This window comes from Mesorhizobium prunaredense (genome assembly GCF_900156895.1).
Taxonomy (GTDB): domain Bacteria; phylum Pseudomonadota; class Alphaproteobacteria; order Rhizobiales; family Rhizobiaceae; genus Mesorhizobium; species Mesorhizobium prunaredense.
This window is the reverse complement of sequence record NZ_FTPD01000010.1, coordinates 159588-186496: the sequence shown is the minus strand read 5'-3', so window position 1 is coordinate 186496 and position 26909 is coordinate 159588. Positions and strand designations below refer to the sequence as shown.

Below are 26909 nucleotides of genomic sequence, written 5' to 3'. Positions count from 1 at the left end.
CGCTGGCATCGCCATCGTGCGTCGTGCGCTGCAGGCTCCGGCTCGCCAGATCGCGGCCAACGCCGGTGCGGAAGCATCGATCGTTGCCGGCAAGATCCTCGAGAACACGGGGCCGACCTTCGGCTTCAATGCCCAGACCGGCGAATATGGCGACATGATCGCCATGGGTATCGTCGATCCGGTCAAGGTCGTGCGCACAGCTCTCCAGGATGCGGCCTCGGTCGCCGGCCTGCTGGTCACCACCGAAGCCATGATCGCGGAGGCTCCGAAGAAGGAGTCGGCTGGCGGCGGCATGCCTGCCGGCATGGGCGGCGGCGGCATGGGCGGTATGGGCGGTATGGATTTCTAAGGTCCACGCACCTCAACAATCTCGATGGGCGGCAGCGATGCCGCCCTTTTCTCTGACGCGGAGCCAAGCCGGATGCCACATCCATAAGGCTACATACGGCGGCACTTTCACGGCGGACACCAATGACTGACTTCATTCTGTTCGCCATTGTCGGCTTCCTCGCCCAGGCCGTTGACGGCGCGTTAGGCATGGCCTATGGCGCGATCTCCTCCACCGTGCTGCTCTCCTTCGGTGTTCCGCCGGCGCAGGCTTCCGCCGCGGTACACGCGGCGGAAGTGTTCACCACGGCCGCTTCCGGCACGGCGCACCACTACCACCGCAATATCGACTGGAAGCTGTTCTGGCGGCTTGCTCCTTTCGGCATTCTCGGCGGCTGCCTCGGCGCCTTCGTGCTGACCTCGTTCGACGGCGACATGGTGAAGCCCTACGTCACGACCTATCTCGCTGTGATCGGGCTCTGGCTGTTCCTCCGGTCGTTCCGCAAGATCCCCAGCAATCCGGTTCCTACCCGTCTTGTGGCGCCGCTGGGCACTGTCGGCGGCTTCCTCGACGCTGCAGGTGGCGGCGGATGGGGCCCGATGGTCGTGACCGGACTGCTCGGCGCCGGCGCGCCGCCCCGCTACGTGATCGGCACTGTCAATGCGGCCGAGTTCCTGATCACGCTAGCGGTGTCCGTCACCTTCATCGTCGCGCTCGTCACTGGGCACTGGCAGGAAGCGGGGGCGCTGTCGACACACGCAAGCTCGGTGCTGGGGCTGATCGTGGGCGGCATAGTCGCCGCTCCGCTTGCCGGATGGGTGCTCAAGGCGATTGCCGAGCGGACGCTTTTGCGGCTCGTCGGCTGCCTGATCATGCTGCTCGCTTTGTTCCAGACCGCCCAACAACTGGGATTCGTCTGACCTGAGCAAGCGGACTACCCTTCTAAGCCTTCGCTTTGCTTCCGGACATCATGATCGGCGTAACCGAAGTGAATCGCGGACTGGAGGCGACTTGCCACCCTGGAAAACCTAACCTGCGCCACGAACAGCGTATGGCACGCCAGTGATCAACGCGTTTCCCATTCCCGCCTCGCCCGGCCCATCGGTCCTTTGACGCTCTGCTCGATGCAGTGACTGCTCTGCTCGATGCAGTGACTGATGACGGCGGCGATCAACATTGCTTCGCGTGCTCCTTTAGTGCCAATTCAAGCGCTTGGCTCAAAGGCACCGCCTTGGAGAATAGGAAGCCCTGAGCAGTTCTGCAGCCAAGCTTGTACAGAATTTGCCGATCCGCCTCTGTTTCGACGCCCTCGGCCATGACATCGATCCCGAGCGCCCGACCAAGATCGATCACCGTTTTGACAAGCAGCCGGTCCTCCCGAGACTTGGCTAGGCCGCGAATGAAGCCTTGGTCTATTTTCACCTTGCGTATCCGACTGTCCTTGAGCGATGCCAACGTGGAAAAGCCGGTGCCGAAGTCATCGAGCGCGATGGAAATGCCGGCATGTGAAAGGCGTCCGAGCTTTTCATCTACTCTGTCCGGGTCCACTGGGGATTCTTCGGTAATCTCGATTTCGAACATCGTTGCTGGGAGGTCTTTTGCCGCCAGACCATTCAGAACCATGTCGTCGATATCGCCGGCTTCCAATTCGCGCGGTGAAACATTCATTGCCACACGAACATCTCGACGGTCAGCTTTCACCAAGCCGTCGATAAGAGCACAGCAGTCGGAGAATACCGTTTGAGTTAGCAGTTGAAGCATTCCGGTTTCGCGTGCGGCTGTCATGATTTCGGGTGGAGAGATGGAACCATGGATCGGGTGTGACCACCTGAGCAAGGCTTCAAAACATCACGGCCTCGGTGTCGAGTCTTACGATGGACTGGAACCAAGGTGCCAGCCTTCTCGCCTCTATCGCCGAATGAAGGTCGCGTTCGATGGACTGGCGACGGTGCAATTCCCTGTCGAGTTCGGCATCGAACAGGCGAAATTCGTTCCTGCCACGACGCTTGGCCGTGTAAAGGGCGACATCCGCCCGCAGCAACATTTCCGTCAGCCCCGGCCTTTCAGCCAAGTATATTCCGATCGATGCACCGATCCGGACGGACGCGACCTCAGAATAGGGGCTGGCGACTTTGGCTATGATATTGGAAGCGAGGCTGGTGGAAGAAAGCGAACTCCTGAGTGAGGGAAAAAACAGCACGAACTCATCGCCGCCGATACGGGCGAGCGTTGAGCCTGCCGGCGCTTCCTGCTCTATCCGGCGGGCGATCCTGACGAGCAGTTCATCACCGGTCCTGTGACCGTAGGTATCGTTGACAGATTTGAAGCCGTCCAGATCGATCAGCATTGCAACGAAGGGGCCGTCTGTATTCTCGAGCTGATTGATCGCGTGTTCGAGGCCCCGTCTGTTGAGAAGGGCCGTTAGGTGGTCTTCCCTCGAATTGCGCTCCATTTCCGCCGCAAGCCGCTCCGCCTCATGTCTCAGGCGGCTTGCTTCGCGGAAGCGGGCTTGCCCGACAAACGAGCCTCGAACCAAGCCGCCCATGAACAGCAGAACGGCAAAAGCCAGAATGTAATCTTCAAAGTTGCCTTTCGCCAACAAGCAACCCATCGCGATCAGAAGCGGCGGTGTGATGAAGTTGGTCGCTGCAGCGGCATATGAACTGCCGTATGTAACCGCACCAGCTGAAATGCCCGCAAGAATAATCAGATGGAGCGGCGCTTGCGGCGTTGTGTAGCCAACAGTAAGGACGGCAAGAAAGGACCAGGCAAACCCTGAAAGAAGAGCAAGGATACCAAACCAGCGGAGCCGCGGCGAAACCCTCGTCAAGTCGTCCTGGACTCCCGTTTCCTTCAGCTGATAACGGGCGAGTGCAAGGCGGGCGGCATTTATCGTATTGATGACCAAAAACCAGGCTACGCCGGCAAAGCCGTTCTCCGAAAGGGCCTGCACGGTCAAAATCAGGCCCGATAGGATAATGCTTATCGGCATTGATACGAAGAGACCTGCCCTTAGGTCAGCAAGCTGATCCTGAAGGATTCTGGCCTCCAGCTCGTCTTCTTTCTTCATGTTCGGACGGGTCAGGTTGCATCTCCTGCTTGTACGCAGCACATGTCTATGCAAGCCTACTAAAGGAGGGGTTAACTATTCAGTGCGACATCAGCCCTTGGGCTGATCAGCCAAATAAAGCGCTGAGACAATACCTCTTCGGGGCGACATTTAGGGCCTGCCGCGGGAAGCTGCCGCCTCTGCGTGCAGGGGCAGCGATTACTCCCGCGAATGAGGCCCTCTTTCATCGCGCAAGGTCCAAAGCTGCTGGTACGGTTTCATCGCCTAAGCATGGCCGAAATGCCATGCCGCATAAAGGGAACATGTTGGGCGAACCGAAGCCCCACATGTCTTGCAAGCCGTGCCGCCGGGTGCTCGCTTGAGTAGAGTCCGACGACAATGTTCGTGCCATGGAAGAGCGGCGCCGCTGACAGGCGAAGCCACCTTTCGTATCCGTGCAGCATGTCGGGATCGGCAATCTCGCGACCGTCGCGACATGCTGCTAGGATTCCATAGGCGAGTTGCTTCTGGCTGCTGATACCGATGTTGAAACCATGCGCAGTTACCGGGTGCATGCCGACGGCAGCGTCGCCGATGAGTGCGGCGCTGGGAGCTCGGAATTTGTGCGCCCAAGTCGTGACCAGCGGATAGGTATGGCGCTTGCTTGCCAAGGTCATTTTTCCAAGGCGCCCTCGACACCGGTTCGTCAATTCCCCCAGAAACAAATGGTCGCTGAAGGCAAGCAGTCTATCGGCCTCGTTTGAGCGCAGGGTGAGCAGCAGCGACGACACGCCCTCCGCCAGGGGCAACATCGCTATCGTCTGATGGTGATCGAACCATTCGATTGCCACCTGGTGGTGGGCGCGCTCATGCCGTACCCGGCATATTAGCATGGAGTAGCCAAGCCGATTGATATCGGCGCCTATGCCGAGCAGATCACGAGTGGCCGACAGACGTGAATCGGCGGCAACCACAAGGCTAGCGTTCAACTGCACGCCATCAGACAGCGTTACGACTGCTCCTGTCTGGCTGGTTGTTGCATCTACGACCGAGTGGCCGCACAGCAGCCGCGCGTGATTCTGCAAGTGGATGGTCTTGAACAGCGCGTCGCGAATTCGGCAATTTGGGACCAAAACTCCGAGGGGTTCTCCAGACCCGCTGGGAGGATCGAAACGCAGAGCGAAAGGGCTCGAACCGTTGAGCACGCGGGCGCCGTGAAGCGGTGATTTGTCCGAAGCGGGGATGGCATCCCAGGCGCCGATCTCGCGAAGGATTCTGATCGAGGCGTGGGTCAGCGCGATTTCCCGACCGTCAAAAGGCGGATTGGCGAGAGTATCGATTGAGTTCTGTTCGACAACTGCGACCTTGAGTTGGCTTTGAGCGAGTGATGCGGCGAAGGAAAGGCCGACCGGCCCGGCTCCGACAACAACGATATCGAATCTGTCATCAGCGCCGCCCATCAGCGTGCCATCGCGGCGGCTATCCTCGTGAGACGCTGGTTGAGTTCAGCCTCCTGTCGTGCGCTGCGTTCCAATGCCCGCCGTATCGCCTCAAGGCGCAGGGCGGGAAAATCCGCATGTATCAGCAACGAAGCAGGAAATCGCCTCAAACTCGTACGCGGGTGATCGGACCAGCGCTCGCGTCCGCGCAGCCAAGCACATACCCAGCCAGCAAGCGAGATTGTCACGTCGGCAGTTTTTGACCGACGCGGCGCCCTTGTCCCCCTGTATGCAGGGTCGGTTCCAATCAGGTCGTGGAACTCGTCAACCAGAGCACGGACCGGTGGACAGCCCGCTGGACGAATGAGAATATTATCTGAGGCTTCTGATGACTGCATGTTGTCGGCATTCATTGGTTGAGAAGTGGCCTCCCATACGGCGACAGCGCTGAATTCAGCTTTCCAGCAGCCACACTTGCATCGAGCCTTTCGCCCGATTGTTCCAGAGATAATATGGCAGAGCGGTTAGCCGGCAGCCCGAAACGATCGGGGGCGCATTCCTGTATAGGCTGTCTCCCCACTCTTGGTCTTCGATACGCTCTGCGGAGGCGGTCAGCGTGACCACGCCATCGAAGAGATCGCCCCGTTCCACCGTTTCGATCCTGGCGTCTCGCGGCAGTTTGAGCTGCTGCACCGCCCCCCCGGGATTGTCGACCTCTTCAACGCAATAAACCAACGGCCCGCGCTTGAGCGCCACCCGGCCGATGTCCTGCTTGACCGAGGGATGAGCATAGATGCGCTCGGGAGAAATCGGTAGCTCAAGGGCGATGGTGTCTCCGGCATTCCATAGCCGCGAGATCGCAAGATAGCCATTTCTGGTGCATGCCGTCACGTCGACTGCACATCCCCCGACCGAAGCTTCGGCTTCATGAGCCCAACCGGGAATGCGGAGGTTGATAGTGAACTCGGCCGGCGCGTCAGGGCTGACCTCGATCCTGATCGAGCCGAAAAATGGATAGGCGCTGGTTTCCCGCAGGAACACATTGCCCGTAGCGAGTTGGATGTTCGTCGAAACGCCGCCGTAGAGATGGAAGGCGATTGCGTTTTCACTGGCCGAGACGAAATAGCCTCCGATCGAAGCAATCAGACGAGACGAATTCATCGTGCAGCATGGGCATGAGTGCCAGGCCCATCTGCTGCGTCGCCCATCGCTCTCGAGCGGATTGGAGTAGAAATAGCGCTCGCCATCGCGCGAAAGGCCGGTCAGCGCGCCGTTGAACAACGCCTGTTCCAGAACGTCGGCGTATCGGCCGTCGAGTTCGAGATGTAGCATGCGATGTGCCCAGAAGATCAGGCCTACCGAGGCGCAGGTCTCCGCATACGCCGTATCGTTCGGCAGGTCGTGATCCTTAGTAAAGCCTTCATTCGCGGCAGCCGCACCCAAGCCGGACGTGATGTAGATTTTCGAGGAGATGACGTCGGCCCAGAGCACCTCGCATGCTTTCTTGAGGCTGTCGTCATTCAGTTCCGCCGCGAGGTCGGCCATGGCAGAAAGCATGTACATCGCTCGGACCGCATGTCCGACCACCTTAGTTTGCTCGCGCACCGGCCTGTGCGACTGGTTGTACTCATATCTTTTCGCCCTGAAATCCCTGGGGTTCTCCCCGCGCGCGACCGCTTCCTGATCGAAGTAGTGCGGCTGACGCCCGCGCTCATTCATGAAATAGGCCGCGAGGTCGAGATGCATTCTGTCTCCAGTCAAGCGATAGAGCTTAACGAGGGCCAGCTCGATTTCCTGATGGCCGCAATAGCCGCGCTTCTGGCCGGGGTTCGGGCCGAATGTCTTGCACACATGGTCAACATACCGCTCAAGGATGTCCAGGAGCCGGCGCCGGCCCGTCGCGAGGAAGTAGGCGATCCCGCCCTCGAGCAGATGTCCAAGATTGTAGAGTTCGTGATTGTCGCGCAGGTTGGTCCAGCGCTTGTCGGGCTCGCGCTGCAGGTACCAGCAGTTCAGATAACCGTCGGGAGCCTGCGCCTTTTCGAGATCATCGACAATGTTTTCGATCCATGCCTCGATGTCGGGATCACGCCTGTGTGACAGCGCGTAGGATGCTGCTTCTATCCACTTGCCGGCGTCGGAATCCCAGAGCACCTGCCCGGAATCGTGCTCGTTGCCTGGGACGCTCAGTGGCAGCGACTGGTTCGGCAGTGTGAGGGACAGCAATACACCTTGCTTGCCAAGCTGGACGTGCTGGCTGGGGATGGTCCGTGTCAGCACCGTCTCCAGCCGCTCGCGCCAGAATTGCCCCTCCAGCGCGACATCAACGAACCGAACTGGCTTGAACTCGCTCATTCGAACGCATCGGCTCCTGCAATGACGTGCGCCGGCCTGCTCACGGCTTCGACAATGCCGGCGCCCCCGGCGAACACGGCCAGCACCTGATGCCGCTCAGCTTCCGTCCGGCTAGACATGCGTTCTCCCCTTGAAAAGACTCGTCCATTGAAATCAGGGCGATGAGGAGACAGCACTGATCTGGGTCAGCCAGACACGACAAACCCGCGCCGCCGGTCTATCCGCTCCGTTGCACTTGGAACACGTACATCGCCAGCGCTCGTCCGGCCGTGGGAGGTACTTCGTGGCATCAGCCGCTTGCATCGCGGGCGACGCAGGCCCTCGAGTGACGGAATCAGCGTTCCGGCCTCTCGTCCCGGTCAATGAGGATACGCTCGGCGGCTCCGTCGAGATCCTCGTATTGACCACTCCTCAAGGCCCACAGGAAGCCAGACAGTCCAAGCCCGCCCAACAACAGAGCCACCGGTATGAGATAGACCAGGATTGTCATGAGGGTTGCGTCAATGTGCCGGTGTGGGAGCGGCTATCAGGCGGAGCAGTTCTCCTTGTCACGTCTGGCACAAAACCTTGCAGCCTTGACGCATTGCCAATGACAAGCAGTGATGAGGCCGACATCGCGATTGCCGCAATCAATGGTGTTACCTGCCCCAAAATGGCGATCGGGACGGCAATGGCGTTGTAGACAATCGCGATGGCGATGTTTTGCCGGATCAGTTGTCCGGCCTTTCGCGAAACGTCGAGGGCAAGGGAGACGGCCGAAAGGCTTTCGTGCAGGAAAACGAAATCCGCAGCTTTGCGGCCGACATCGGCCGCCGTGGCTGGAGCGATCGAGACATGTGCCGCGCCCAGCGCAGGGGTGTCGTTGAGGCCGTCGCCAACCATGAGCACCTTGTGGCCGTCCTTCGCCAGGCTTTCAATATACTTGACCTTGCCCGAAGGAAGCAGCGCCGGAACAAAGTGATGTATCCCCAACGTTGTCGCGACCTCGCCGCAGGCAGCCCCGGTATCGCCCGACAGCATTTCCACGGAAACTCGGGCGTTGTTCAATTGCTCGATGGCCGCCCTGGCGTCCGGACGCAGCGCGTCCTTGAAGACAAAGGACGCCACGATGATCCCGTCTTTGGTCAGAACCGTTCCGCCGTATCTGCTTTCGCCACCGGTTCGGGCCTTCCATCCAGCCCAACCGCGCCGCCCCAGTCGCCAGGTGCTTCCCCTCGCGGTGGCTTCGATGCCGAATCCGGGGTGTTCGCTGACAGCTTCGAGCTTTGGCTGACCGGCGAAACCGGCAAAGGTGGCAATGGCGTTTGAATGCGGGTGACGGGAGTGCGCGGCCATCTCGGCAGCGATTGCCAGCATGGCCGGATCGACTGACGACGCATTGACGAGCCGAGGCTGTCCGAGCGTAAGCGTTCCTGTCTTGTCGAACACGGCCGTGTCGATCGCCGCCAGGCGCTCCATGGCCGAACCATCCTTGACCATGACACCGCTTTCGAACAGACGCTTCGCAGCGACCACCTGCACGATCGGCACGGCGAGACCGAGCGCACATGGGCAGGTGATGATGAGAACGGCGATTGCGTTTGTTACTGCCCGGTGCCAATCGCCGGTCGCCGCCATCCAGCCAAGGAACGACAGGAAGGCGGTCAGATGAACCACTGGAGCATAGAGCGCTGAAACGCGGTCGGCGATCCTGCGATAATGCGCGCGACCGCCCTCGGCGGCTTCCATCAGCCGGACCATTTCGGCCAGGAAGGAGTCTTTTGCGGCGGCTGTCGCCTCGACCGTCAGTGGGCCGGTGAGATTGTGCGTGCCGGCCTGCACGGTTTCTCCTGTCGCCACTGTTCTGGGTGTGCTCTCACCGGAAACCAGTGAACAGTCGAGATCCGAAGAGCCTCGAATGACCTTGCCGTCGACGGGAATCCGTTCGCCGGCAGCGATCAGCAACTGCATGCCTGGTTCGATCTCGCCAACCGGCCGGTAGTCGCGCGTGCCATCGTCGCGCAATACTATGGCGCCGCGCGCCGCCAGCCGTGACAGACCGTTCACCGCGGTCCGGGCACGCTCGCGCATCACGTGATCAAGCGTGCGGCCGATCAGCAGGAAGAACAGCAGCGATACCGATGCATCGAAGTAAGCGTGGTCGCCATGGTTGATGGTTTCGTAAAGGCTCATCGCGTAGGCGAGCGAGACACCAACCGCAATCGGCACATCCATGTTCATGCGGCCGTGACGCAATGCGTTCCATGCCGAGCGGAAGTAGATGCCACCAGCGAAGGCGAGCGCGGGGATGGCGATCAGTGCCGAGACCCAGTGGAACAGGTCGCGGGTCGCACCTTCAGCGCCGGACCAGACCGACATTGAAAGCAGCATGATGTTGCCCGCTGCAAAGCCGGCAACCCCCACGGCCCGGATCAGCTCCGATAGCGTCTTGTCCTTCTCCCCTGTCTCGGGCTCGAACAAATGCGCTTCGTATCCCAGCCGTCCAAGCGCGGCGACAAACGGTGGAACCTCATTTCCGCGCCACCGGATCGCAACCCGTTTCGTCGACAGGTTGACACGTACACCCTCGACGCGATCGAGTTTTCCAAGCGCCCTCTCGATACTCTGGATGCAGGCTGCGCAATGCACCGTCGGGACCGAGAGATCGGTTTGGTGCAGATCGCCGCCAAGCGAGCGGCTCGCCAGCCTGACCTCCTGGCTTGATGGCAGGACGGATATGCTGCTTTCCAGATCCAGCGCCGTTTCGGCGCCCGGTGCACAACAGCTCATTGTAGCGCTCCATGGGAAATTATAATTCGACGGACGTCGCGATAGGGTTCTGCGAGACCAACATCGGCGTCGACTTGGACGATCCAGACGCCGTCCCTTGGCGTATGCTGGGCGGCAAATTCCTGGCTCGCGGCGAGCGCAAGCATGACGGCTTTGTCCTCGGCCTCGTAGGCGGGATGACGGAACAGGAGCCTGACGCCGTGCAACTGGACCGCTTTGCCGGCGGCATCGCTGAGGCCGTAGCGGACCTCGCCCCGTGCGATGGTCAGTTTGCCGGTCCAGCCGAGTGCGGCCTGCGCGCGCCCTTCCTCGGCCATCCGGTTGAACTGCTGGCTCGCGACATAAGTATTTTCGACGACAAGACCGGTCCAGCTTGTGCTGGCGAGTGTTGCCATGGTCAGGTTCACACCAACGATCACGCCGAAAAAGCTAAGGATGATACGCAACATATGCCTGCCGGTGAATTCGGGGGGCCTTCGTGCATTGACGCTCATCTAACGATCTCCGGTGCGTTGAACGTGGCCGTGTATTCGTCCGACTCGAGGCTCGCCTTGTCCTCGACCCGGAACTTGAACGTCTGCGCTTGGGCATTGATCTGTTCCGCCGGCTGGCGGACGAAAATCTTCAGCATTTTCAGCCGGTCCGGTTCGACCGGAACGGAGAGGGAGCGATCCGCAGGCATGTCGATCCCGACGACGCTCATCTCGGCATCCGCCAGGCCCTGCATGGTGACGACAATCGTTCTTGGCTCTGGGATCATGTTGAGCAGCTTGACGGTGTAACCATTGCGGATCGAACCATCGGACAGCGTGACGAACTGCGGATTGCGGTCGTGCAGAACGTTGACCTCGAGCCGATCGCGCGTCAGCAGCGAGTAGAGTAAGGCGAGACCGACCGCCGACCACGCACTCATGTAGACGAAGGTGCGCGGTCGAAAGATCTTGCGGACATGGAAATGGGCTAACCTGTTGGAGAAAGCGCTGCCGTCTGTCCGCACCAGCGACGGATTCACCGAGCAAGCGCCGCCTGCGGTCGCCGCCGCCATGTTGGCGTTGTAATCGGACAGCGTCGCATACGAGATTAGCCCGCGGTCCTTGCCGAGTTTGTTCATTACGCCGTCACAGGCGTCGATGCAGAGCGCGCAGGTGATGCATTCGAGCTGCTGGCCGTCGCGGATGTCGATCCCCATCGGACAGACCGCGACACATGCATTGCAATCAACGCAGTCTCCAACCGGCTGCCCTGCGGCAAGAGCCTTCTTGGCATGGCGCGAACGGGGTTCCCCGCGCCAGTCATTGTAGGTCACAGTGAGCGAATTCTCGTCGAGCGTGGCCGCCTGGATGCGCGGCCACGGGCACATGTAGGTGCAGACCTGCTCGCGCATCAGTCCACCGAATGTGTAGGTGGTTGCCGTCAGCACGCCGATGGTGATGTAGGCGACCGGCGCAGCGGTGCCAGCGAAGAGCTCGTCAATCAGAGATGGCGCATCGGCGAAATAGAAGATCCAGGCGCCGCCGGTCGCTGCCGCTATAGCCAGCCAGATGGCGTGTCTCGATACACGCAGCACAAGCTTGCGCGCAGTCCAGGATCCCGCGTCGAGCTTTATGCGAGCATTGCGATCTCCCTCGATCGCACGCTCTACAACTAGAAACAGATCGACCCATACCGTCTGCGGGCAGGTATAGCCGCACCAGGCTCTGCCAACGGTGGATGTGATCAGGAAAAGGCCGATGCCGGCCATAACGAGAAGGCCGGCCACATAGTAGAATTCCTGCGGCCAAATCTCGATGAAGAAGAAATAGAAGCGGCGGTTGGCAAGATCGATCAGCACGGCCTGGTCCGGTGCAAACGGACCTCGGTCCCAGCGCAGCCAGGGCGTCAGATAGTAGATCGCCAGCGTGATCGCCATCACCAGCCATTTGAAGCGACGGAAATTACCCGAGATTCGCTTCGGGAAAACCTTCTTGCGTGGGGCATAAAGCGGCTCACGGGTGTTGGGGGAGTCGATCGCTTCTGCTTCGGGCGGTTCTGTCTGCGTTTTATCACGCACGTAGCATCTCCAGTCCCGCTGCCGATGTCAGGGCCGCCCGTCGAACAGCCTCGCCGTAGGCGGTCCGCCCCGTGTTGATTCAGGTCGCAGTCGGAATGGTGTCGAGGCCCGGCTCGCGCCGGGCCTCGTCGCTTGGCAGGGGGAGGGCCGAGAATAGGCTTCCGTTCCTATTCTCCGCCGCCAAGCGAATGGACATAGACCGCAAGTTCCTTGACCGTGACCTCGCCGAGACGCCCACCCCAGGCCGGCATGACGCCTTGCTTTGGCGCGCGAACCTGCGCGGCGATAGCCGTCTCGCGCGCCCCGTAGAGCCAGATCGCGTCGGTCAGGTCGGGTGCGCCAAGCTCCGTGTTCCCCTTTGCCTTATCACCATGACAGGCGGCACAATTCTCGGCAAAAACATTGGCGCCGGGTATGACCAATGCTTGATCGCCAACAGCGCCGGAGAGACTCGAGACATAAGCGCTGACCTGTCTAATCTGCTCGGGCGTAATGATGTCACCAAAGGCGGGCATTTCCGACAGGCGCGTGTCGGAGTCGGAGGCAAAGCGGATGCCGTGCGTGATTGTCTGCTGGATCTGCTCGGCCTTGCCGCCCCACAGCCAGTCGTCATCATTCAGGTTGGGAAAGCCCTTCGAACCTTGGGCGCCGGAGCCATGGCACTGAACGCAATTGACCTTGAACGCGGCGCCCCCGGCCGCGATAGCGAATCCGCGCAACACATCGTCGGCGGCAATCTCGAAGACAGTTTTCGCCTGAAGGGCGGCAACATACTTGCCCTTGGCGACCTCGGCCGCTTCCAGCTCATTCTTGACATCGTGGCGGCTGGAATAGACGAGCACGCCTCGGGTGGCGGAGCTTAGCATAGGCCATGCGGGATAAGCGATGGTGTAGCCGATCGCCCAGACTATGGTGACGTAGAAGGTGATCACCCACCAGCGCGGGAGCGGATTGTTGAGCTCCTTGATCCCGTCCCATTCATGGCCGGTGGTCGAGACGTCGGAGACTTCGTCAATGTGCTCACCGCTCATGATCAGTCGTCCTTGAGAGGGATTTGAGCAGCTTCGTCGGCTCGCGTCCTGCTGCCGGGACGGAGCGCAAAGGTGATGCATCCGACGAAGAACAGCGCCATAGCGAGCAGGCCCCAAGTGTCGGCAAACGCCCGCATGAAGTTGTAGGTCATCACCATTCTCCTCAGCGGTAACCGGCGGCTTCGTCGTAGTTTTTGAAATCGACCAGAGTGCCAAGCATCTGGAGGTAAGCGACCAGCGCGTCCATCTCGCTGACCTGTTGCGGATTGCCATCGAAGTCACCGAGCTTGGCCTTTGGATACCGCGCTTCAAGACCGGATGTGTCGATGTTGGGATCTGCCTGCGCCATGAGATCGGCATTCGCGCTCGCGATCATGTCGTCGGAGTAGGGCACGCCCACACGGCTGTTCGCGATCAGGTGCGTCGAGAAGTCCTTCACCTCAATCGGCATTTCCTTCAGGAACGCGTAGCTCGGCATTATCGATTCCGGCACCACCGAGCGCGGATCCACAAGGTGCTGAACGTGCCATCCATTCGAATAACGGTCGCCCACCCGCGCGAGATCCGGTCCTGTGCGTTTCGATCCCCACTGGAACGGGTGGTCGTACATCGACTCGGCCGCCAGACTGTAGTGCCCATAGCGCTCGACCTCATCGCGGAACGGCCTGATCATCTGGCTGTGGCAGAGGTAGCAGCCCTCGCGCACATAGATGTTGCGGCCGGCGAGTTCGAGCGGCGAATAGGGCCGCATGCCTTCGACCTTCTCGATCGTATTGTCGAGATAGAAGAGCGGCGCGATCTCGACGATGCCGCCGATCGTCACCACCAGAAGGGAGCCGACGAGAAGAAGCGTGGCGTTCTTCTCGATGACGGCGTGTTTGTCCATCAAGCCCATTTTCTGGCTCCTGATCGCGCAGGTCGGACGGCGGCGATGGGACGCGGCATCGGTTTCTCCTCGCGCTGGTAGCCGAGGATTGTCATGGTGACGTTCCATGTCATGATCAGGGCGCCGGACAGGTACATCGCGCCGCCGATGGCACGCATGATATAGTAGAGATGCATGGCGGCGACAGTTTCGGCGAACGAGAAGACCAGAAAGCCCTGCTCGTCGTATTCGCGCCACATCAGGCCCTGCATAACGCCGGAGACCCACATCACCGCGGCGTAGACGACGATCCCGAGCGTTGCCAGCCAGAAGTGCCAGTTGACGAGCCGCAGCGAATAGAGCCGCTCGCGGTTCCACAACTTCGGCACCATGAAATAGATCGCGCCAAACGAAATCATGCCGACCCAACCGAGCGCGCCGGAATGCACGTGGCCGATGGTCCAGTCGGTGTAGTGCGACAGCGAATTGACAGCCTTGATTGACATCATGGGGCCTTCGAAAGTGGACATGCCATAGAAGGCTATGGCCATGACCATCATGCGGATGATCGGGTCCGTCCGCAGCTTGTCCCAAGCGCCGGACAGCGTCATCAGGCCGTTGATCATGCCGCCCCAGGAGGGCATCCAAAGCATGATCGAGAACGCCATGCCGAGCGTCTGCGCCCAGTCGGGCAAGGCGGTATAGTGGAGGTGGTGCGGGCCGGCCCAGATGTAGAGAAAGATCAGCGCCCAGAAGTGGATGATCGACAGCCGGTAGGAATAGACTGGCCGGTTCGCCTGCTTGGGCACGAAATAGTACATCATGCCAAGGAAGCCGGCGGTGAGAAAGAAGCCTACGGCATTGTGGCCGTACCACCACTGCGTCAAGGCGTCCTGGACGCCGGAGAAGGCTGAATAGCTTTTTGAACCCACGAACGAGACTGGCATCGACAGGTTGTTGATCACATGCAGCATCGCGATGGTCACGATGAAGGACAGGTAGAACCAGTTGGCGACGTAGATGTGCGGTTCCCTGCGCTTCAGGATGGTGCCGAGGAACAGGACGAGGTAGGCGACCCAGACCATTGTCAGCCAAAGATCCACATACCATTCGGGCTCGGCGTATTCGCGGCTTTCGGTGATGCCGAGCAGGTAGCCCGTCGCAGCCATGACGATGAACAGCTGATAGCCCCAGAACACGAACCAGGCGAGATTGCCGCCAAACAGCCGGGCGCGGCAGGTGCGCTGTACGACATAAAGGGACGTGCAAAGCAGCGCATTGCCGCCGAAGGCAAAAACCACGCCGGATGTATGCAACGGCCGCAAGCGGCCAAAGTTGAACCAAGGCTCGACGCTGAGATCGGGATAGGCAAGCTGCAGCGCGATGACCACACCAACCAGCATGCCTACGACGCCCCAAAACACCGTCGCCACGGCCCCGTAACGGATTGGACCGTCCATAAAAGCGGCGGGGTCTATCGGAACTGCAGGCTTGAACTCCGTATTGCGCAACAGGATCGCGGTGAAACCAGCTACGGCGAAGAACAACACCCACATATGCTGGCGGAAAGGTTCATCTACGCCGAAACCGGCAGCCACCAGGGCCGCAAAAGCGAACAGGCTTAGAAGCACGATCTCTGTGCCGAATTTCATCGCAAATCCCGATCTCGAATCCGGCGGACGCCAAATCCGCTGTGCATCAATTGCGCAGCCGCCGCCTGCTCGCCCTGATCCATGTCAGGGGCCGCACGATTTTTCGGCAGCTAGGTTGACCTTCGCGGCGGCCGGTGCGCTACGCCAACCAACTGCCCGACCAGATCGAGCTGACGATCGTCGCAACCAAGAAGGACAAGCCGCACTGGGCGCCAGGAAGATTAGGGAGCTCCTGATCAGGAGGCTCGCCGGCGATGTCCGCATACCCTCGAAGAGCCCGGTGCATGCCGTGCTCGATCGTCACGGCCTGTAAAGCGCTCCCGTCAGCGGCAGCGCTTCGGCACGCAACTATCACCAACGCGTTGTGGTGCACGGACTTCTAAGGGGAGTTCCGGCGGGCGATGGTCGTTATTGTGACGGTCACCGACCCGGCCTCGCGCTACCTGCTCCCCTGCGAAGCGCTCGAATCGAAGAAGGAAGGACCGGTCATCGAGGCCGCCATCCGCCTGTTCAGGGAACGCGGCCTGCCTTCCGCCATCAGGAGCGACAACGGCCTGCCCCTTCTCTTCGCCGAACGGCCTCTACAACCTGTCCAGGCTGTCGGTCTTCTGGCTCAGGCTCGGCATCGCCATCGAGCGCAGCCGGCTCATGCTGTCCACCATCACATGGCGTGTGTTCTCGATCCGGATCACGCCGTCAGCCCGCAATTGCGTCAGCTGCCGGCTCACAGTCTCGTTCGTAATTCCAAGAAAATCAGAGATCTCGGCACGCGTCAGCGGCAGATCGAAGGACGCTGACCTGGCTACCGGGTCAACACTGGAATCGATATTCCGAGCGATCATGAGGAGAAAACTCGCCACCTTTTCCGATGCGGTCTTGCGCCCCAACGTCACCAGCCACTCGCGTGCTTCATCGAGTTCATTCAGCGTCTGCTTGAGCAGGCGATGCTCGAATTCCGGCGACCCCTTCATCATCCGTTCGACGGCTGCCCTTGGAAACGAGCACAGCGTGACAGCTGTCACCGCTTCCGCATTGATCGAGCTTTCCACCTTAAAAGGACGTCCCAGAAAATGCGGTGCAAACTGGAGACCGACGATCTGCTGGCGACCATCGGAAAGGCTCTTTGTCAGCTTTACCACGCCTGAAAGCAGGTTCGAATAGCTGTCGACCGCCTGTGCGTCGCCGATCAGTTCCACTCCTGACTCGATCTGGCGCCGCGAGCAAGTCTTGGCGAGCCCAACCAAATTGTCTGGATCAAGCGCACCGCAGACGCCGCGATGCCGTGCTTCGCAATGGACGCAAAGAACGGGAATACCGGAAGTGTGAATGTGTCGCCGTACTGACATGCGCTCGCTCAACCCGATCCCAAGTGCCGGCAGGATACCAATCTAGGTAGAAAAATCCTTGCGGCAGTTTGTCCGAGTTGCTGATTGACCGAAATCAGGGCTTTGGCTCGCCAATAAGCCCAGAGTTCCAGCGATGCAAACATGGTTGGACCACGACATGCAGTCCGAATTAGCTGCCCGGGTTGGCGAGAACGTCCCGCGCTATACCAGTTATCCGACTGCACCGCATTTCCACGCGGGCGTCGATCCTGCGGTTTATCGTGGCTGGCTGGAGGGGCTCGAAAGTGGCTGCGAGATCTCGCTCTATCTGCACATACCCTATTGCGACAGACTCTGCTGGTTCTGTGCGTGTCATACCAAGCAGACGCGCTACTATGAGCCGGTGACGGCCTATCTGCGCTCGTTACACGCGGAGATCGCGACGGTGGGGGGTCTCGTCAGCGGCAAGGGCCATGTCCGCGCAGTCCACTTCGGCGGCGGTTCGCCCACCATGCTGAAGCCCGAGGACATGGTGGCGCTCGGCGCGTTTTTGCGGAACAGCTTCGATTTTGTCCCGGATACAAAAATCAGCGTCGAGATCGATCCAAACGACATGGATGAGGCGCGCCTTGATGCGCTGGCCGAAATCGGCATGACCAGGGCGAGTCTCGGAGTCCAGGATTTCGAGCCAAATGTGCAAAAGGCAATCAACCGCGAGCAAAGCTTTTTGCAAACGAAGGCTATCGTCGACGGAGTTCGCTCCCGCCGCGTCGGTTCCATCAATCTGGACCTGCTCTACGGATTGCCGCACCAGAGCAGGGAGAGCGTCTGTTCCACCGTAGCGCAGGCGCTGACCCTGGAACCGGACAGGATGGCGCTGTTCGGCTACGCGCATGTGCCCTGGTTCAAGAAGCATCAGACGATGATCAAAGAGGCGTGGCTGCCTGGCCCCACGGAGCGGTTGGCACAATCGCAACTCGCTGCGCGAGCGATTGTGGACAAGGGATATGAAGCAATAGGGCTCGATCATTTCGCCAAGCCAGGCGATGCCTTGGCGATCGCGGCCCGGGCAGGGGCTTTGCATCGCAACTTTCAAGGCTACACGGAGGATCGCTGCGAGACACTGATCGGGCTTGGCCCTTCGTCCATCGGCCGTTTTCGCCAGGGCTACGTGCAGAACAATATTTCAACCGCCGAGTACGGAAGTATGGTTGCGCATGGCGGGCTGGCGGTTGTCCGCGGTATCGCGCTTTCCGACGACGACCGCGTTCGCGGCTGGATCATCGAGAGGCTGATGTGTGATTTCGCCTTCTCGGCAGTCGATCTGGTGGAACGCTTCGGCAAAGCCGGCCAGAAGCTCCTTCTTGAGTCGAGTACCATGGCCCTCCACGATCCCGTTCCATTGCTTGAACTGGATGGCGACCGTTTCGTCGTGCCGGCTGAAAGTCGCCCATTCGTTCGAAGCATCGCGGCCAGGTTCGACAAATATTTCCAAAGCGGAAGGGCCAGGCACTCGGTTGCAGTTTGAGCCAAAGAGTGCGGTCGCGGTGACGTGCTCCCCTGTTTGCCTCCATTTGTGAGTGAGCCTGTTCACGTGTGATCCTTGACGGATCGGGTTACATATTCAAGCGGAGTTAGCCCATCGAGGCTCGTATGCGGGCGGTTCACTCATTGCCTCGGTTACTCGGAATCTGAGCCTGCCAGACGCCGCGACTTCTCCGGCATGCTGGACGTCGGCAAACCTTCTTTTCTGGCCTTGGCAAACGCTCGGTCGCCTTCCAGAAACCCCGCCAGCATGAAAGGGATGAGTTCCGCCACCGTTTCAGACTCGCCATAGGTCTGACGATAAAGGGCAGCATACTCCTTGAGTGCTTGGCCCAACTCCGCGCTGACGGTGATGGTAATCTTCGAAGGTGTTCGGTCTGGAAGCTTTCCAAGTTTCAAGTTGGCCATATTCACTCCCGCTCAACTCGCGTATGGCCGTAGCACCAGATCCTTGTGCACGATGACGCGCAGTGGCCAACCTGGGCGGATGGTGATGGTGGGCTGAACATTGAGGTTCTTCTCGGTGATGCGCTGGCCGGCTTGACTGACGTTCTGCTGAGTGGATTCCCGGATCGCTTTGACCAGATCGCTTTCGTTTTCTCCAAAACTTAACTCGGTGCCGACGCCCAGCAATGTGGCCAGCGCGACTCCCTTGATCAGCTGCCAGGTGTGGAAATCGATCTTGTCCTCGAGCCCGGCATAGCCGGCAGTGTCTGTCGCCGGCAGATTGTCGATTTCGATCGAAGAACCGTCTGGCAGTATTATTCGCTGCCAAACCAGAAGCGCCCGTTTTTGCCCAAAAGCGACGACGCTGTCATAGGTCCCGATCAGCCGCGAGCCTTGCGGGATAAGCAGGATGCTGCCGGTGAGCGTGTCGTGCACGTTCTCGGTGACCTGCGCGACGACAAACCCGGGCAAGTCGGAATTTATGCCGGTGATGAGACTTGCGGCGATCACGCTGCCGGCCATGAGCTGATTTGGCGAAGCTGGCGTCTGCAATGCATGCGGGTTGTAGATCCCGCTGGTGTTGCGCTGGCTGACAAAATCGAGCTTGCGTTGTTGATTGTTCTGATCGCCCTCAGCCGGGGCAACGGAATCTGACGGCCGAGCGGCATCAGATTGCGGAGGCGCCCCGAACGGCTGCTGAGCACTTTTCGCATTACCGCCGATGCCCGCCTCCTTGGGTCGATTTTCAATGCGGAAGAAGACTTGTGATTCGCGCGCCTCAATCGCCTGCTGGGCAACGCGCTGCTCCTCGGCGGAGTTGTCCTGCCCTGGCGCGATGCCGAGCTGGCGCCGCCGCTCAAGGATGGGGCGACCGAGGTCGCCCGGCAGTGGTGGTCCAAGCACAGGAGGGTTCGGCTTCACTCCGGAATAGTCCTTGGGAAGTGTTTCAAGTCCTTCAGGGGTTGGCTTGCGGTCAGTGTTGTAGAGATCTTCCGCCTGTTCTTTGAAGCGAAGCGCCGGTCCTTGCAGCGCCATCATCGTGACGCCCAGGATGGCACCGGACCCGACGGCAGCGATGGCGATGATCACGCCGCGCCTGAACCGCACGGCGCGGCGGGGCGAGGCCCGTAACTGCAGCTGCTCGGGATCGAGTTTTGGCGGAGCATTGGATGGGGAAGTGTCGGTCATAAGGCCCCTCTCCTCACCTGCTGGAGCGCGCAAAGAGAGATACGCGACGCGGCGGTTGCCGGCCGTCCGTCCTTGTAATGCGCACCACTTGCTGCTGCTTGGTGCCGAGGCGTAGTTCGGCCGCGGCGAAGAGCCGATCGACAATGTAGTAGTTGCCGCGCATGCGGTAGTTGACGAGCTGGTTGCCCCCGTCAGAGCCGACGATGAAGAGTGGCGGGGCCTCTCCCTGATCAATGCGGCGCGGGAACTCGATATAGACCTTGCTGCCATCATCGAAGGCTCGCGTCGGTCTCCAGGGCGGTGTGTCGCCCCTAATCGAGTAGCGAAAGCGAATGTTTTCGAGCGCCACGTTCGACGCCACCGGCATGGTAGCCTCGGCCTGAGCGTTGCGCTGGCGGAGCGCGACGATCTGGTCCTCGCTGTACGTCCAGGAGATCGCCGCCATAGCGGTCTTATCGGTGCTTTGAAGCTGCAAGTGGTAGGTGCGTCGTTCCGTGGTGATCACCAGATTGGTGCTAAGCCCCGGCGCGAAGGGTTTTACCAGCACATGGGTGCGCTGGTCGTCACCGGTGCCGCTGACGGTATCGCCGATGACCCAGCGCACCGTGTCGCCGGCCGACACGGCTGTCAGTTTCTCGCCCGGCTGTAGGGCGATATCGGTGACGCGCTCCGGCGCGGCATAGAGCTGATAAAGCGCGCCATCGGTGAAGGGATAGACCTGCACCGCATTGACGTAGCCGTACCGGGTGGGTTGCTGCGTCGCCGCCTTGTTGGCGTCGGCGACGCGTTCTTCAGGAGAGCGCTTGTCGTCGGCGATTTTGCCCGGTTCTGGCTGCAACTGGCCGGGGAGCGGCAACGGCTTTGGCACCTCGACTATCTTGACCGGTGTCTCTGGCGCCTTTTCGATTGCCGCTGCTTTGAAGTCGGCAGCATCATACGAAATCTCAGGCGGCACCGGCTTCGATGCGCAGGCCGAGAGAACTGCTGCCGATGCGGATAGGATCAGCGCGGCACGGAACGATTGGGCTCTATTTGTCATCGGCGGGCTCCTTCGGGGAAACGGATGTCGGTGCGGCACTGTCGAGCTCGCGCGACCAGTCGATGGCGTTGATGAAGACACCGAGCGGATTGTTGCGCAGCTGATCCGTATTGCTTGGCGGGCGGATCACGATGGTGAGGATCGCGGTCCAGCGCGTGGTGCTGGCAAGGCTGCCGCGCTCAAAGACCTGCTCAGTCCATTTGACCTGGAACGATCTGTCGGAAGCCCTGACCACACTGGTCACCTGGACGGACACGCTGCGCGTTCCGATCTGACCGAAGGGATCGTTCGCCTTGGCGTACTCATTGAGGAAGAGTGCTGCACGGTCGGTGGCAAAGTCGTAAGCCGCCAGCCAGTTCTGCCGCACCAGCACCGGATCAGTGGAGACGGAACGGACATTCTGGATGAAGCGGCCGAGGTGCCAGGCTATCTCGGCGTCGGAGGGCTCGTAGTCTTGGATCGCCGGCGCGACGGCGCGTGCCTCGCCGAAGCGGTCGACCTCGACGACGTAAGGCACAACACGGCTCTGCATCGACTGCCATACGAGTCCGCCAGAGAGCCCGGTCGCCAAGGCCAGACAGCCGAGGGCCATGAGCCGCCAGTTCCTAGCCTGTACTCGAGATGAGCCGATGCGCTCGTCCCATAGCTGGGCGGCCTTTTGATACGGCGTGACCGGTTCGGGTGTCTTGCCGTAACGTTGAACGGGTCGCTTGAACAGCATCTAGTCGTCCTTGTCGTTGAGAGAGGGATTGGCGCTGCCTCCCGGGCTGTCGCCTTCACGGACAGCCTGCATGGCGGTGTGGCGGTGGGCACGGGCGGTCTGTTCGGAACGCAAGCGCCTTGCCCACGTCGGAGCGGTATTATGGTCTGCAGCGGTTGGGTTTCCAGTCATGGACGCGGTGGGCGCACCACCGGTCGCGGTCCATGCGGCTTCCCGGCCGGCATCGGCGCTGCGCCCGAACGTTCCCGCGGCAGCTCTTGCTGCTCGCATCGCGGCGCCGCCGGCGGCACTGGTCACGCCCCGCAATCCAGCAGCCACACCGGACAGGCCGGTGTGGGGCGAGGTTGCTCGCCCGATCTGCCAGGCCGTTAAAGCAGCCGATCCCATCGTTGTGCCGGCCCGAATTGCGGCGAGACTGCCGCCGGTTGCCATGCGCGCGCCAGCAAATGCCGTGCCTCCGGCAACGAGCGATGCACCAGCTGCCGCCGCAGTCGTGCCAAGGGCGGCGCCCGCGCCAAGCTGCGGCGCGCCGGACACTAGACCCGACGCGATGCCGGGCCCAAAGATGCCGAGCCCAAGCAGCGCCAGCGCGCCCAGCACCTGTGACATGGCGGCGGCCAGGTCCGGCTCCTTGCCTTGCAGCGCGGAAGCAAACTCGCCGAAGAGTGTGGAGCCGATGCCGACGATGACGGCAAGTACCATCACCTTGATGCCTGAAGAGATGACATTGCCGAGCACGCGCTCGGCCAGAAACGCCGATCGATTCCAGAGTGCGAAGGGAACCAGAACAAAGCCGGCAAGCGTGGTGAGCTTGAACTCAAGGATTGTGATGAACAGCTGAATGGAAAGGATGAAGAAGGCGATGATGACCAGGAACCAGGCCATGAGCAGCACGAAGATGGTGAGCGCGTTGCCGAAGATTTCTGGAAAACCGAGCAGCTGACTTGCCTGATCAAGCAGCGGCCAAGCGCCTTCGAAACCGGTCGCGGCGATGCGGCCCGGGCGCAGGAGATTGTCTGGGGAGAGATTGCCGGAGGACGCGTTGATGCCGAGCCCGGCAAAGGAGCGATAGATGATGTCGGCGAGGTTCTTAAAATTATTCAAGATGAAGGCGAAGACGCCGACATAGAGCACCTTGCGGGTAAGCCGGCCGAGAATGTTGGGCTCGTCGCCGAGCGCCCAGGCCAGCCCGGCCAGCGTGATGTCGATGCCGATCAGGATGGTGGTGAGGAAGGCGACGTCGCCCGAAAGCAGACCGAACCCGCTGTCAATGTAGCGGATGAAGGTCTCCATGAAGCGATCGATGACGCCAAGGTCGTTCATGCCGCCGCCTTCCTCGTCAGAGTTGGTGATCAATTGCCGGGATAGGCAGAGCCGGTACCCAGGAAGCGCTTGGTCGTCTCGCGGGCGGCTTCCTCGGACTGCGCCTTGCGCGCGGCATCCTCGGCCTCAGCTCGAAACTGAGTCGCGAGCAGCGTTTGGATCTGCATCTGCTGCTTGGTCGAAAGCGCGATCAGCTGGTTGGTGGCCTGGCTTGCCTGAAGCGCACCGGCTGCCCCTTGGCTGCGGTTGACGAGATCGGCAAGCAGGTCGCCGTCGGCGCGGACGTTCTCGACGATCTGCGACTGGACCCGCATGGTCTGGCGGAACGCCTGCATGGCGCTCTGCCAGCGCTCGCGCGCTGCGGTTGCCACATCGCTGACCTTGATCGTGGCCTCGTAGCTTTCCGGATATTGGCTGCGCCACTGGTCTTGAAGCTTGCCCAGATCAAAGCTGAGGCCACTCGCCTGGTCCATCAAACCGTCAATGCGATGGAGCGAACCGGAGAGTTGGCCCACGGAAGAGAAATCCAGACGCTGAAGATTGCGCGCCATGTTCTGCAGCATGGTTGCCTGGTTCTGCAGCGACTGGATCTGGTTGTTGATCTGCTCCAGCGCGCGCGCCGCCGTCAGCACGTTCTGCGCATAATTGGATGGATCGAACACGATAAGGGCGTAGGCCGGCTGCACATAGTCGGCCATTGGCTTGGCGATCAGGGAAACGGTGATCAGGCTGGTGAAAAGACGGCGTCCAATCATGAGGATTGCTCCATGTCTGGTTGAGGGAATTGCTGGAGAAGCTCGGCAGCCCAATCGAGGCCGCGCGCGCTCAGAAAGCGGGAGGCAAAGCTGTCTTGCCCGTCTTCGGACAGGATTTTGTCGATCAGGGTCTGCGTCGCCGGATCGGAAGCGCCGCAAAGCGCAAGAGTGATGGGGCCAAGCCCGAGGTCGAAGAGACGGTTTCCGCTACGTGACTGAAGATAGTAGTGGCGCTTCGGCGTGGCGCGGGCGATCAATTCGATCTGCCGCTCGTTCAAGCCGAAGCGCTCGTAGGCTGCCCGCGCTTGCGGTTCCACAGCACGATCATTGGGAAGGAAAATGCGCTGGGGGCAGCTCTCGATGATCGCCGGCGCGATTGAAGAGCCCGCGATATCAGCCAGCGATTGCGTAGCGAAGATCACCGAGACATTCCGCTTTCGGAGCACCTTCAGCCATTCGCGGATACGGGCGGCAAAGAGCGGATTGTCGAGATAGACCCAAGCCTCGTCGAGCATCAGCAGCGTCGGCCGTCCATCGAACCGCTCTTCAAGACGATGGAACACGTAAGTGAGCACAGGCAGCACAGCGCCTTGGCTCTGCATCAGCTCTTCCGTCTCGAAACACTGCACATTCGATAAGGCCAGCCGATCATCATCGGCGTCGAGCAGGCGGCCGAAAGGACCGTCGAGTGTGTAGGGCATCAACGCGGACTTCAGCCCGTTGGACTGAAGCAGGACCGAAAGGCCGGTCAGCGTGCGTTCCTGCGCCGGCGCGGTGGCAAGGCTGGTGAGTGCCGACCAGATTGCCTCCTTCACCTCCGGCGTGACGGTGACATTCTCATGGGCAATGAGGCCGGCAATCCACTCGGCTGCCCAACTGCGGGCAGCCTGGTCGCCGATCTTGCGCAGGGGCTGGAAGGCGAGCGCACCGTCAGCACCCAGCGCGTGGTGTTCTCCACCCGTGGCAAGGACTGCCGCGCGCGCCGAATTGCCTTTGTCGAAGACATAGACCTGCGCGCCGGCATAGCGCCGGAACTGCAGTGCAATCAGGGCAAGCAGCACCGATTTGCCGGCGCCGGTCGGGCCAACGATCAGCATGTGGCCGACATCGTCGACATGGGTGGATAGCCGGAATGGTGTCGACCCGTTGGTCTCTGCGAACAGAAGTGGCGAGGCCTCTCGCTGGGTGACCTTGGCGAGATGCTCGTTCGCCGTAGGACCTGCCCAGACCGACGACAACGGCATGAGATGCGCAAGGTTCAATGTGTGAACGAGCGGCTGGCGAACATTGGCATAGATATGACCAGGCAGCGAGCCGAGCCACGCCTCGACCGCATTGACGCTTTCGCGGATGGTGGTGAAGCCGAGCCCATTGATGATGCGCTCGACCGCGCGCAGTTTCTCCGCGGCGGCTTGATGGTCCTCATCCCACACTGTCACCGTTGTGGTGAGATAACCGAAGCCGACATGGTCGCCGCCCAACGCCTGAAGGGCTGCGTCGGCATCGAGCGCCTTGTTGTCGGCATCGCTGTCGACCAGCGGGACAGGTTCGTTGGTCACGACCTCGCGCAGGATGGCCGCGATCGATTTGCGCTTGGCAAACCACTGGCGGCGCAACCGTGTCAGCGTCTTCGTGGCTTCCGTCTTGTCGAGCGGGATGAAGCGCGTCACCCAGCGATAGGCGAAATCCTGATGATTCAACGCGTCGAGAATTCCGGGCCGGGTGAGATTCGGGAATCCGAGGACGGTAAGGGTGCGAAGATGGTGTTCGCCGAGCATCGGCTCCAAGCCGCCGGTAAGCGGCGCGTCGACCAGGAAGCCGTCGAGATACATCGGCGTTTCCGGGACAGCGAGTGGATGGCGGCGGGTCGAGATTGTGCCGTGCAGGTAAGTCAGGGTCTCGGCATCGTCGAGCACGCGCACCTCGGGCATGAAACCGGACAAAAGATCGAGGACCCGGTCGGTCTCGTCGCGAAACCGCGCCAGCTCCTGGGGCCAGTCTCTCCCGCCGCCAGATTGGTGTGCGTCAACGAGCGCGCTTTCAGCCCTCGCCCGTGCGTCCGGGGGCGGCATGAACAGCAAAGTCAGGTGATAGCGGCTCTCGTAATGCGCGACCTTGCCCTCGAAGGCCGCGCGTCGTTCTTCATCGACCAGCCAAGACGCGGCGTCGGGAAAGGTTGAGTTAGGATAGCCGAGCGCCTCTATGCGCTCGGCTTCGAAGAACAATGCCCAGCCGGAGCCGAGCCTTCTCAACGCGTTGTTTGCCCGGGCGCAGATCCCGACAAGTTCTGCTTCCGTCGCGCTTTCGAGATCGGGCCCGCGGAACCGTAAGGTCCGCTGAAAGCTGCCGTCCTTATTGAGCACGATGCTGGGCGCGACGAGCGCTGCCCAGGGCAGATGGTCGGCAAGTTTGTCGGCTTTGCTGCGGTATTCTGACAGGTTCAGCATGCCAACCATCCCTTCAGACGAAGGTGACGAACGAGCACGCTGGCGAAGTCTGGATCGCGTCTTGTGGCAAAGACCGCCAGCGTGTGGCCGGCAATCCACAGCACCAGCCCGGCGATCCACTGCTGCAAACCGAGGCCGATAGCTGCGGCCACCGTGCCGTTGAGGATCGCCACCGCTCGCGGTGCACCGCCCAGCAGGATGGCTTCGGTCAATGCCCGGTGAACGGGAACCGCGAAGCCCTCAATATGCTGCTCTCCAGCGACCATCAGACGAGTGCTCCGCCGCCAAAGGAGAAGAAGGAGAGAAAGAAGCTCGATGCCGCGAAGGCGATCGACAGCCCGAAGACGATCTGGATCAGCCGGCGGAAACCGCCTGCGGTGTCACCGAAGGCAAGGGTTAAGCCCGTGGTGATGATGATGATCACGGCGATAATCTTGGCGACCGGTCCCTGTACAGACTCCAGGATCTGCTGCAGCGGCTGTTCCCAAGGCATGCCGGAGCCTGCTGCACGGGCTGAGACCGTGAGAACAAGCACGAGCGCGGTGGACGAAAGAAAGCGAAGCTTCTTGCACATGAATTGG

The 26909-nt window shown here is 60.8% G+C and carries 27 protein-coding genes and 1 pseudogene; 4 read left to right on the top strand and 24 right to left on the bottom strand.

The features are described 5' to 3' along the window. Both BQ8794_RS10275 and BQ8794_RS10270 read left to right on the top strand, forming a co-directional pair. The coding region (locus tag BQ8794_RS10275; RefSeq protein ID WP_280174575.1) for a TCP-1/cpn60 chaperonin family protein at positions 1-349 on the top strand (349 nt) is incomplete at its 5' end. A gap of 122 nt (positions 350-471) precedes the next feature. Next, complete coding sequence (locus BQ8794_RS10270) at positions 472-1248, top strand: sulfite exporter TauE/SafE family protein (RefSeq protein WP_077376407.1); 777 nt, start codon at positions 472-474, stop codon at positions 1246-1248. Positions 1249-1498: 250 nt separating this feature from the next. Here the strand turns inward: BQ8794_RS10270 and BQ8794_RS36370 are convergent, their stop codons facing one another. The 14 genes from BQ8794_RS36370 to ccoN form a co-directional block, all read right to left on the bottom strand. Then, positions 1499-2113 (bottom strand): EAL domain-containing protein, encoded by a 615-nt coding sequence (locus BQ8794_RS36370; RefSeq protein ID WP_244554907.1) that lies wholly within the window; start codon positions 2111-2113, stop codon positions 1499-1501. Between the two features lie 55 nt (positions 2114-2168). Next, a complete protein-coding gene (locus BQ8794_RS36365) occupies positions 2169-3398 on the bottom strand; it encodes a GGDEF domain-containing protein (RefSeq protein WP_244554906.1) in 1230 nt (409 codons plus the stop codon). A gap of 257 nt (positions 3399-3655) precedes the next feature. Next, entirely contained in the window at positions 3656-4837 is a 1182-nt protein-coding gene (gene ubiM / locus BQ8794_RS10260; protein ID WP_077376404.1) for a 5-demethoxyubiquinol-8 5-hydroxylase UbiM, read from the bottom strand. Next, positions 4837-5214: a globin domain-containing protein gene (locus tag BQ8794_RS37345; protein ID WP_425293531.1), complete on the bottom strand. Its 378-nt coding sequence runs from the start codon at positions 5212-5214 to the stop codon at positions 4837-4839. The genes ubiM and BQ8794_RS37345 overlap by 1 nt, the downstream gene beginning before the upstream one ends. 55 nt (positions 5215-5269) lie before the next feature. After that, positions 5270-7171: a glycoside hydrolase family 127 protein gene (locus BQ8794_RS10250; RefSeq protein WP_077376396.1), complete on the bottom strand. Its 1902-nt coding sequence runs from the start codon at positions 7169-7171 to the stop codon at positions 5270-5272. Next, the gene (locus BQ8794_RS36990; RefSeq protein WP_280174574.1) at positions 7168-7290 is read right to left on the bottom strand and encodes a hypothetical protein; all 123 of its coding nucleotides are present in this window, start codon (positions 7288-7290) and stop codon (positions 7168-7170) included. The genes BQ8794_RS10250 and BQ8794_RS36990 overlap by 4 nt, the downstream gene beginning before the upstream one ends. 215 nt (positions 7291-7505) lie before the next feature. Further along, on the bottom strand, positions 7506-7661 hold the full coding sequence (ccoS, locus tag BQ8794_RS10245; RefSeq protein ID WP_008871940.1) for a cbb3-type cytochrome oxidase assembly protein CcoS: 156 nt from the start codon (positions 7659-7661) through the stop codon (positions 7506-7508). Then, entirely contained in the window at positions 7658-9940 is a 2283-nt protein-coding gene (locus BQ8794_RS10240) for a cation-translocating P-type ATPase (RefSeq protein WP_077376393.1), read from the bottom strand. Before BQ8794_RS10240 ends, ccoS begins: the two co-directional genes overlap by 4 nt. Beyond that, a complete protein-coding gene (locus tag BQ8794_RS10235; protein ID WP_077376391.1) occupies positions 9937-10434 on the bottom strand; it encodes a FixH family protein in 498 nt (165 codons plus the stop codon). The genes BQ8794_RS10240 and BQ8794_RS10235 overlap by 4 nt, the downstream gene beginning before the upstream one ends. Continuing rightward, positions 10431-11990 carry a cytochrome c oxidase accessory protein CcoG gene (ccoG, locus tag BQ8794_RS10230; RefSeq protein WP_077376388.1) on the bottom strand — a complete coding sequence of 520 codons (1560 nt, stop codon included), beginning with the start codon at positions 11988-11990 and terminating at the stop codon, positions 10431-10433. Before ccoG ends, BQ8794_RS10235 begins: the two co-directional genes overlap by 4 nt. Positions 11991-12157: 167 nt before the next feature. Continuing rightward, the gene (gene ccoP, locus BQ8794_RS10225; RefSeq protein WP_077376385.1) at positions 12158-13021 is read right to left on the bottom strand and encodes a cytochrome-c oxidase, cbb3-type subunit III; all 864 of its coding nucleotides are present in this window, start codon (positions 13019-13021) and stop codon (positions 12158-12160) included. Between the two features lie 2 nt (positions 13022-13023). Beyond that, a complete protein-coding gene (locus tag BQ8794_RS10220) occupies positions 13024-13173 on the bottom strand; it encodes a CcoQ/FixQ family Cbb3-type cytochrome c oxidase assembly chaperone (protein WP_040591650.1) in 150 nt (49 codons plus the stop codon). A gap of 11 nt (positions 13174-13184) precedes the next feature. Further along, positions 13185-13916: a cytochrome-c oxidase, cbb3-type subunit II gene (gene ccoO, locus BQ8794_RS10215; protein ID WP_077376382.1), complete on the bottom strand. Its 732-nt coding sequence runs from the start codon at positions 13914-13916 to the stop codon at positions 13185-13187. Beyond that, the gene (ccoN, locus tag BQ8794_RS10210) at positions 13907-15538 is read right to left on the bottom strand and encodes a cytochrome-c oxidase, cbb3-type subunit I (protein ID WP_077376379.1); all 1632 of its coding nucleotides are present in this window, start codon (positions 15536-15538) and stop codon (positions 13907-13909) included. The genes ccoO and ccoN overlap by 10 nt, the downstream gene beginning before the upstream one ends. Before the next feature lie 122 nt (positions 15539-15660). Here ccoN and BQ8794_RS37340 point away from each other — a divergent pair. After that, positions 15661-16183: pseudogene (locus BQ8794_RS37340) on the top strand (IS481 family transposase); the annotation flags it as partial. On the opposite strand, the gene BQ8794_RS10195 reads toward BQ8794_RS37340, so the two are convergent. After that, positions 16120-16884: a Crp/Fnr family transcriptional regulator gene (locus BQ8794_RS10195; RefSeq protein WP_077376458.1), complete on the bottom strand. Its 765-nt coding sequence runs from the start codon at positions 16882-16884 to the stop codon at positions 16120-16122. The pseudogene BQ8794_RS37340 and the gene BQ8794_RS10195 overlap by 64 nt on opposite strands. A gap of 157 nt (positions 16885-17041) precedes the next feature. On the opposite strand from BQ8794_RS10195, the gene hemN reads away from it, so the two are divergent. Continuing rightward, a complete protein-coding gene (gene hemN / locus BQ8794_RS10190; RefSeq protein WP_077376455.1) occupies positions 17042-18391 on the top strand; it encodes an oxygen-independent coproporphyrinogen III oxidase in 1350 nt (449 codons plus the stop codon). Positions 18392-18543: 152 nt separating this feature from the next. Here hemN and BQ8794_RS10185 read toward each other — a convergent pair whose 3' ends face one another. From BQ8794_RS10185 to BQ8794_RS10145, 9 genes are read right to left on the bottom strand one after another with little or no spacing between them, the layout of a single operon-like run. Beyond that, positions 18544-18816, bottom strand: coding sequence for a DUF2274 domain-containing protein (locus BQ8794_RS10185; protein ID WP_077376452.1), 273 nt, complete (start codon positions 18814-18816; stop codon positions 18544-18546). 12 nt (positions 18817-18828) lie between these two features. Then, positions 18829-20043, bottom strand: a complete 1215-nt coding sequence (locus BQ8794_RS10180) for a TraB/TrbI/VirB10 family type IV secretion system protein (RefSeq protein WP_077376376.1) — start codon at positions 20041-20043, stop codon at positions 18829-18831. 13 nt (positions 20044-20056) lie between these two features. Beyond that, positions 20057-21082, bottom strand: a complete 1026-nt coding sequence (gene trbG / locus BQ8794_RS10175; protein ID WP_077376373.1) for a P-type conjugative transfer protein TrbG — start codon at positions 21080-21082, stop codon at positions 20057-20059. Further along, positions 21072-21803 carry a conjugal transfer protein TrbF gene (gene trbF / locus BQ8794_RS10170; RefSeq protein ID WP_077376370.1) on the bottom strand — a complete coding sequence of 244 codons (732 nt, stop codon included), beginning with the start codon at positions 21801-21803 and terminating at the stop codon, positions 21072-21074. Before trbF ends, trbG begins: the two co-directional genes overlap by 11 nt. Then, complete coding sequence (gene trbL / locus BQ8794_RS10165) at positions 21804-23126, bottom strand: P-type conjugative transfer protein TrbL (protein ID WP_077376449.1); 1323 nt, start codon at positions 23124-23126, stop codon at positions 21804-21806. It abuts the gene before it with no gap. Between the two features lie 29 nt (positions 23127-23155). Beyond that, a complete protein-coding gene (trbJ, locus tag BQ8794_RS10160) occupies positions 23156-23881 on the bottom strand; it encodes a P-type conjugative transfer protein TrbJ (RefSeq protein WP_077376367.1) in 726 nt (241 codons plus the stop codon). Beyond that, positions 23878-26328, bottom strand: coding sequence for a conjugal transfer protein TrbE (gene trbE, locus BQ8794_RS10155; RefSeq protein ID WP_077376446.1), 2451 nt, complete (start codon positions 26326-26328; stop codon positions 23878-23880). Before trbE ends, trbJ begins: the two co-directional genes overlap by 4 nt. Further along, a complete protein-coding gene (locus BQ8794_RS10150; RefSeq protein WP_008871923.1) occupies positions 26322-26594 on the bottom strand; it encodes a VirB3 family type IV secretion system protein in 273 nt (90 codons plus the stop codon). The genes trbE and BQ8794_RS10150 overlap by 7 nt, the downstream gene beginning before the upstream one ends. Further along, positions 26594-26902 (bottom strand): TrbC/VirB2 family type IV secretion system protein, encoded by a 309-nt coding sequence (locus BQ8794_RS10145; RefSeq protein ID WP_008871922.1) that lies wholly within the window; start codon positions 26900-26902, stop codon positions 26594-26596. Before BQ8794_RS10145 ends, BQ8794_RS10150 begins: the two co-directional genes overlap by 1 nt. Between the last annotated feature and the right edge of the window lie 7 nt (positions 26903-26909).

Bases quoted from the DNA above. Each gene is read 5' to 3' on its own strand.
- BQ8794_RS10270 (WP_077376407.1), top strand. From the start codon at position 472: ATGACTGACTTCATTCTGTTCGCCATTGTCGGCTTCCTCGCCCAGGCC.
- BQ8794_RS36370 (WP_244554907.1), bottom strand. From the start codon at position 2,113: ATGACAGCCGCACGCGAAACCGGAATGCTTCAACTGCTAACTCAAACG.
- BQ8794_RS36365 (WP_244554906.1), bottom strand. From the start codon at position 3,398: ATGAAGAAAGAAGACGAGCTGGAGGCCAGAATCCTTCAGGATCAGCTT.
- ubiM (WP_077376404.1), bottom strand. From the start codon at position 4,837: ATGGGCGGCGCTGATGACAGATTCGATATCGTTGTTGTCGGAGCCGGG.
- BQ8794_RS37345 (WP_425293531.1), bottom strand. From the start codon at position 5,214: ATGCAGTCATCAGAAGCCTCAGATAATATTCTCATTCGTCCAGCGGGC.
- BQ8794_RS10250 (WP_077376396.1), bottom strand. From the start codon at position 7,171: ATGAGCGAGTTCAAGCCAGTTCGGTTCGTTGATGTCGCGCTGGAGGGG.
- BQ8794_RS36990 (WP_280174574.1), bottom strand. From the start codon at position 7,290: ATGTCTAGCCGGACGGAAGCTGAGCGGCATCAGGTGCTGGCCGTGTTC.
- ccoS (WP_008871940.1), bottom strand. From the start codon at position 7,661: ATGACAATCCTGGTCTATCTCATACCGGTGGCTCTGTTGTTGGGCGGG.
- BQ8794_RS10240 (WP_077376393.1), bottom strand. From the start codon at position 9,940: ATGAGCTGTTGTGCACCGGGCGCCGAAACGGCGCTGGATCTGGAAAGC.
- BQ8794_RS10235 (WP_077376391.1), bottom strand. From the start codon at position 10,434: ATGAGCGTCAATGCACGAAGGCCCCCCGAATTCACCGGCAGGCATATG.
- ccoP (WP_077376385.1), bottom strand. From the start codon at position 13,021: ATGAGCGGTGAGCACATTGACGAAGTCTCCGACGTCTCGACCACCGGC.
- BQ8794_RS10220 (WP_040591650.1), bottom strand. From the start codon at position 13,173: ATGACCTACAACTTCATGCGGGCGTTTGCCGACACTTGGGGCCTGCTC.
- ccoO (WP_077376382.1), bottom strand. From the start codon at position 13,916: ATGGGCTTGATGGACAAACACGCCGTCATCGAGAAGAACGCCACGCTT.
- ccoN (WP_077376379.1), bottom strand. From the start codon at position 15,538: ATGAAATTCGGCACAGAGATCGTGCTTCTAAGCCTGTTCGCTTTTGCG.
- BQ8794_RS10195 (WP_077376458.1), bottom strand. From the start codon at position 16,884: ATGTCAGTACGGCGACACATTCACACTTCCGGTATTCCCGTTCTTTGC.
- hemN (WP_077376455.1), top strand. From the start codon at position 17,042: ATGCAGTCCGAATTAGCTGCCCGGGTTGGCGAGAACGTCCCGCGCTAT.
- BQ8794_RS10185 (WP_077376452.1), bottom strand. From the start codon at position 18,816: ATGGCCAACTTGAAACTTGGAAAGCTTCCAGACCGAACACCTTCGAAG.
- BQ8794_RS10180 (WP_077376376.1), bottom strand. From the start codon at position 20,043: ATGACCGACACTTCCCCATCCAATGCTCCGCCAAAACTCGATCCCGAG.
- trbG (WP_077376373.1), bottom strand. From the start codon at position 21,082: ATGACAAATAGAGCCCAATCGTTCCGTGCCGCGCTGATCCTATCCGCA.
- trbF (WP_077376370.1), bottom strand. From the start codon at position 21,803: ATGCTGTTCAAGCGACCCGTTCAACGTTACGGCAAGACACCCGAACCG.
- trbL (WP_077376449.1), bottom strand. From the start codon at position 23,126: ATGAACGACCTTGGCGTCATCGATCGCTTCATGGAGACCTTCATCCGC.
- trbJ (WP_077376367.1), bottom strand. From the start codon at position 23,881: ATGATTGGACGCCGTCTTTTCACCAGCCTGATCACCGTTTCCCTGATC.
- trbE (WP_077376446.1), bottom strand. From the start codon at position 26,328: ATGCTGAACCTGTCAGAATACCGCAGCAAAGCCGACAAACTTGCCGAC.
- BQ8794_RS10150 (WP_008871923.1), bottom strand. From the start codon at position 26,594: ATGGTCGCTGGAGAGCAGCATATTGAGGGCTTCGCGGTTCCCGTTCAC.
- BQ8794_RS10145 (WP_008871922.1), bottom strand. From the start codon at position 26,902: ATGTGCAAGAAGCTTCGCTTTCTTTCGTCCACCGCGCTCGTGCTTGTT.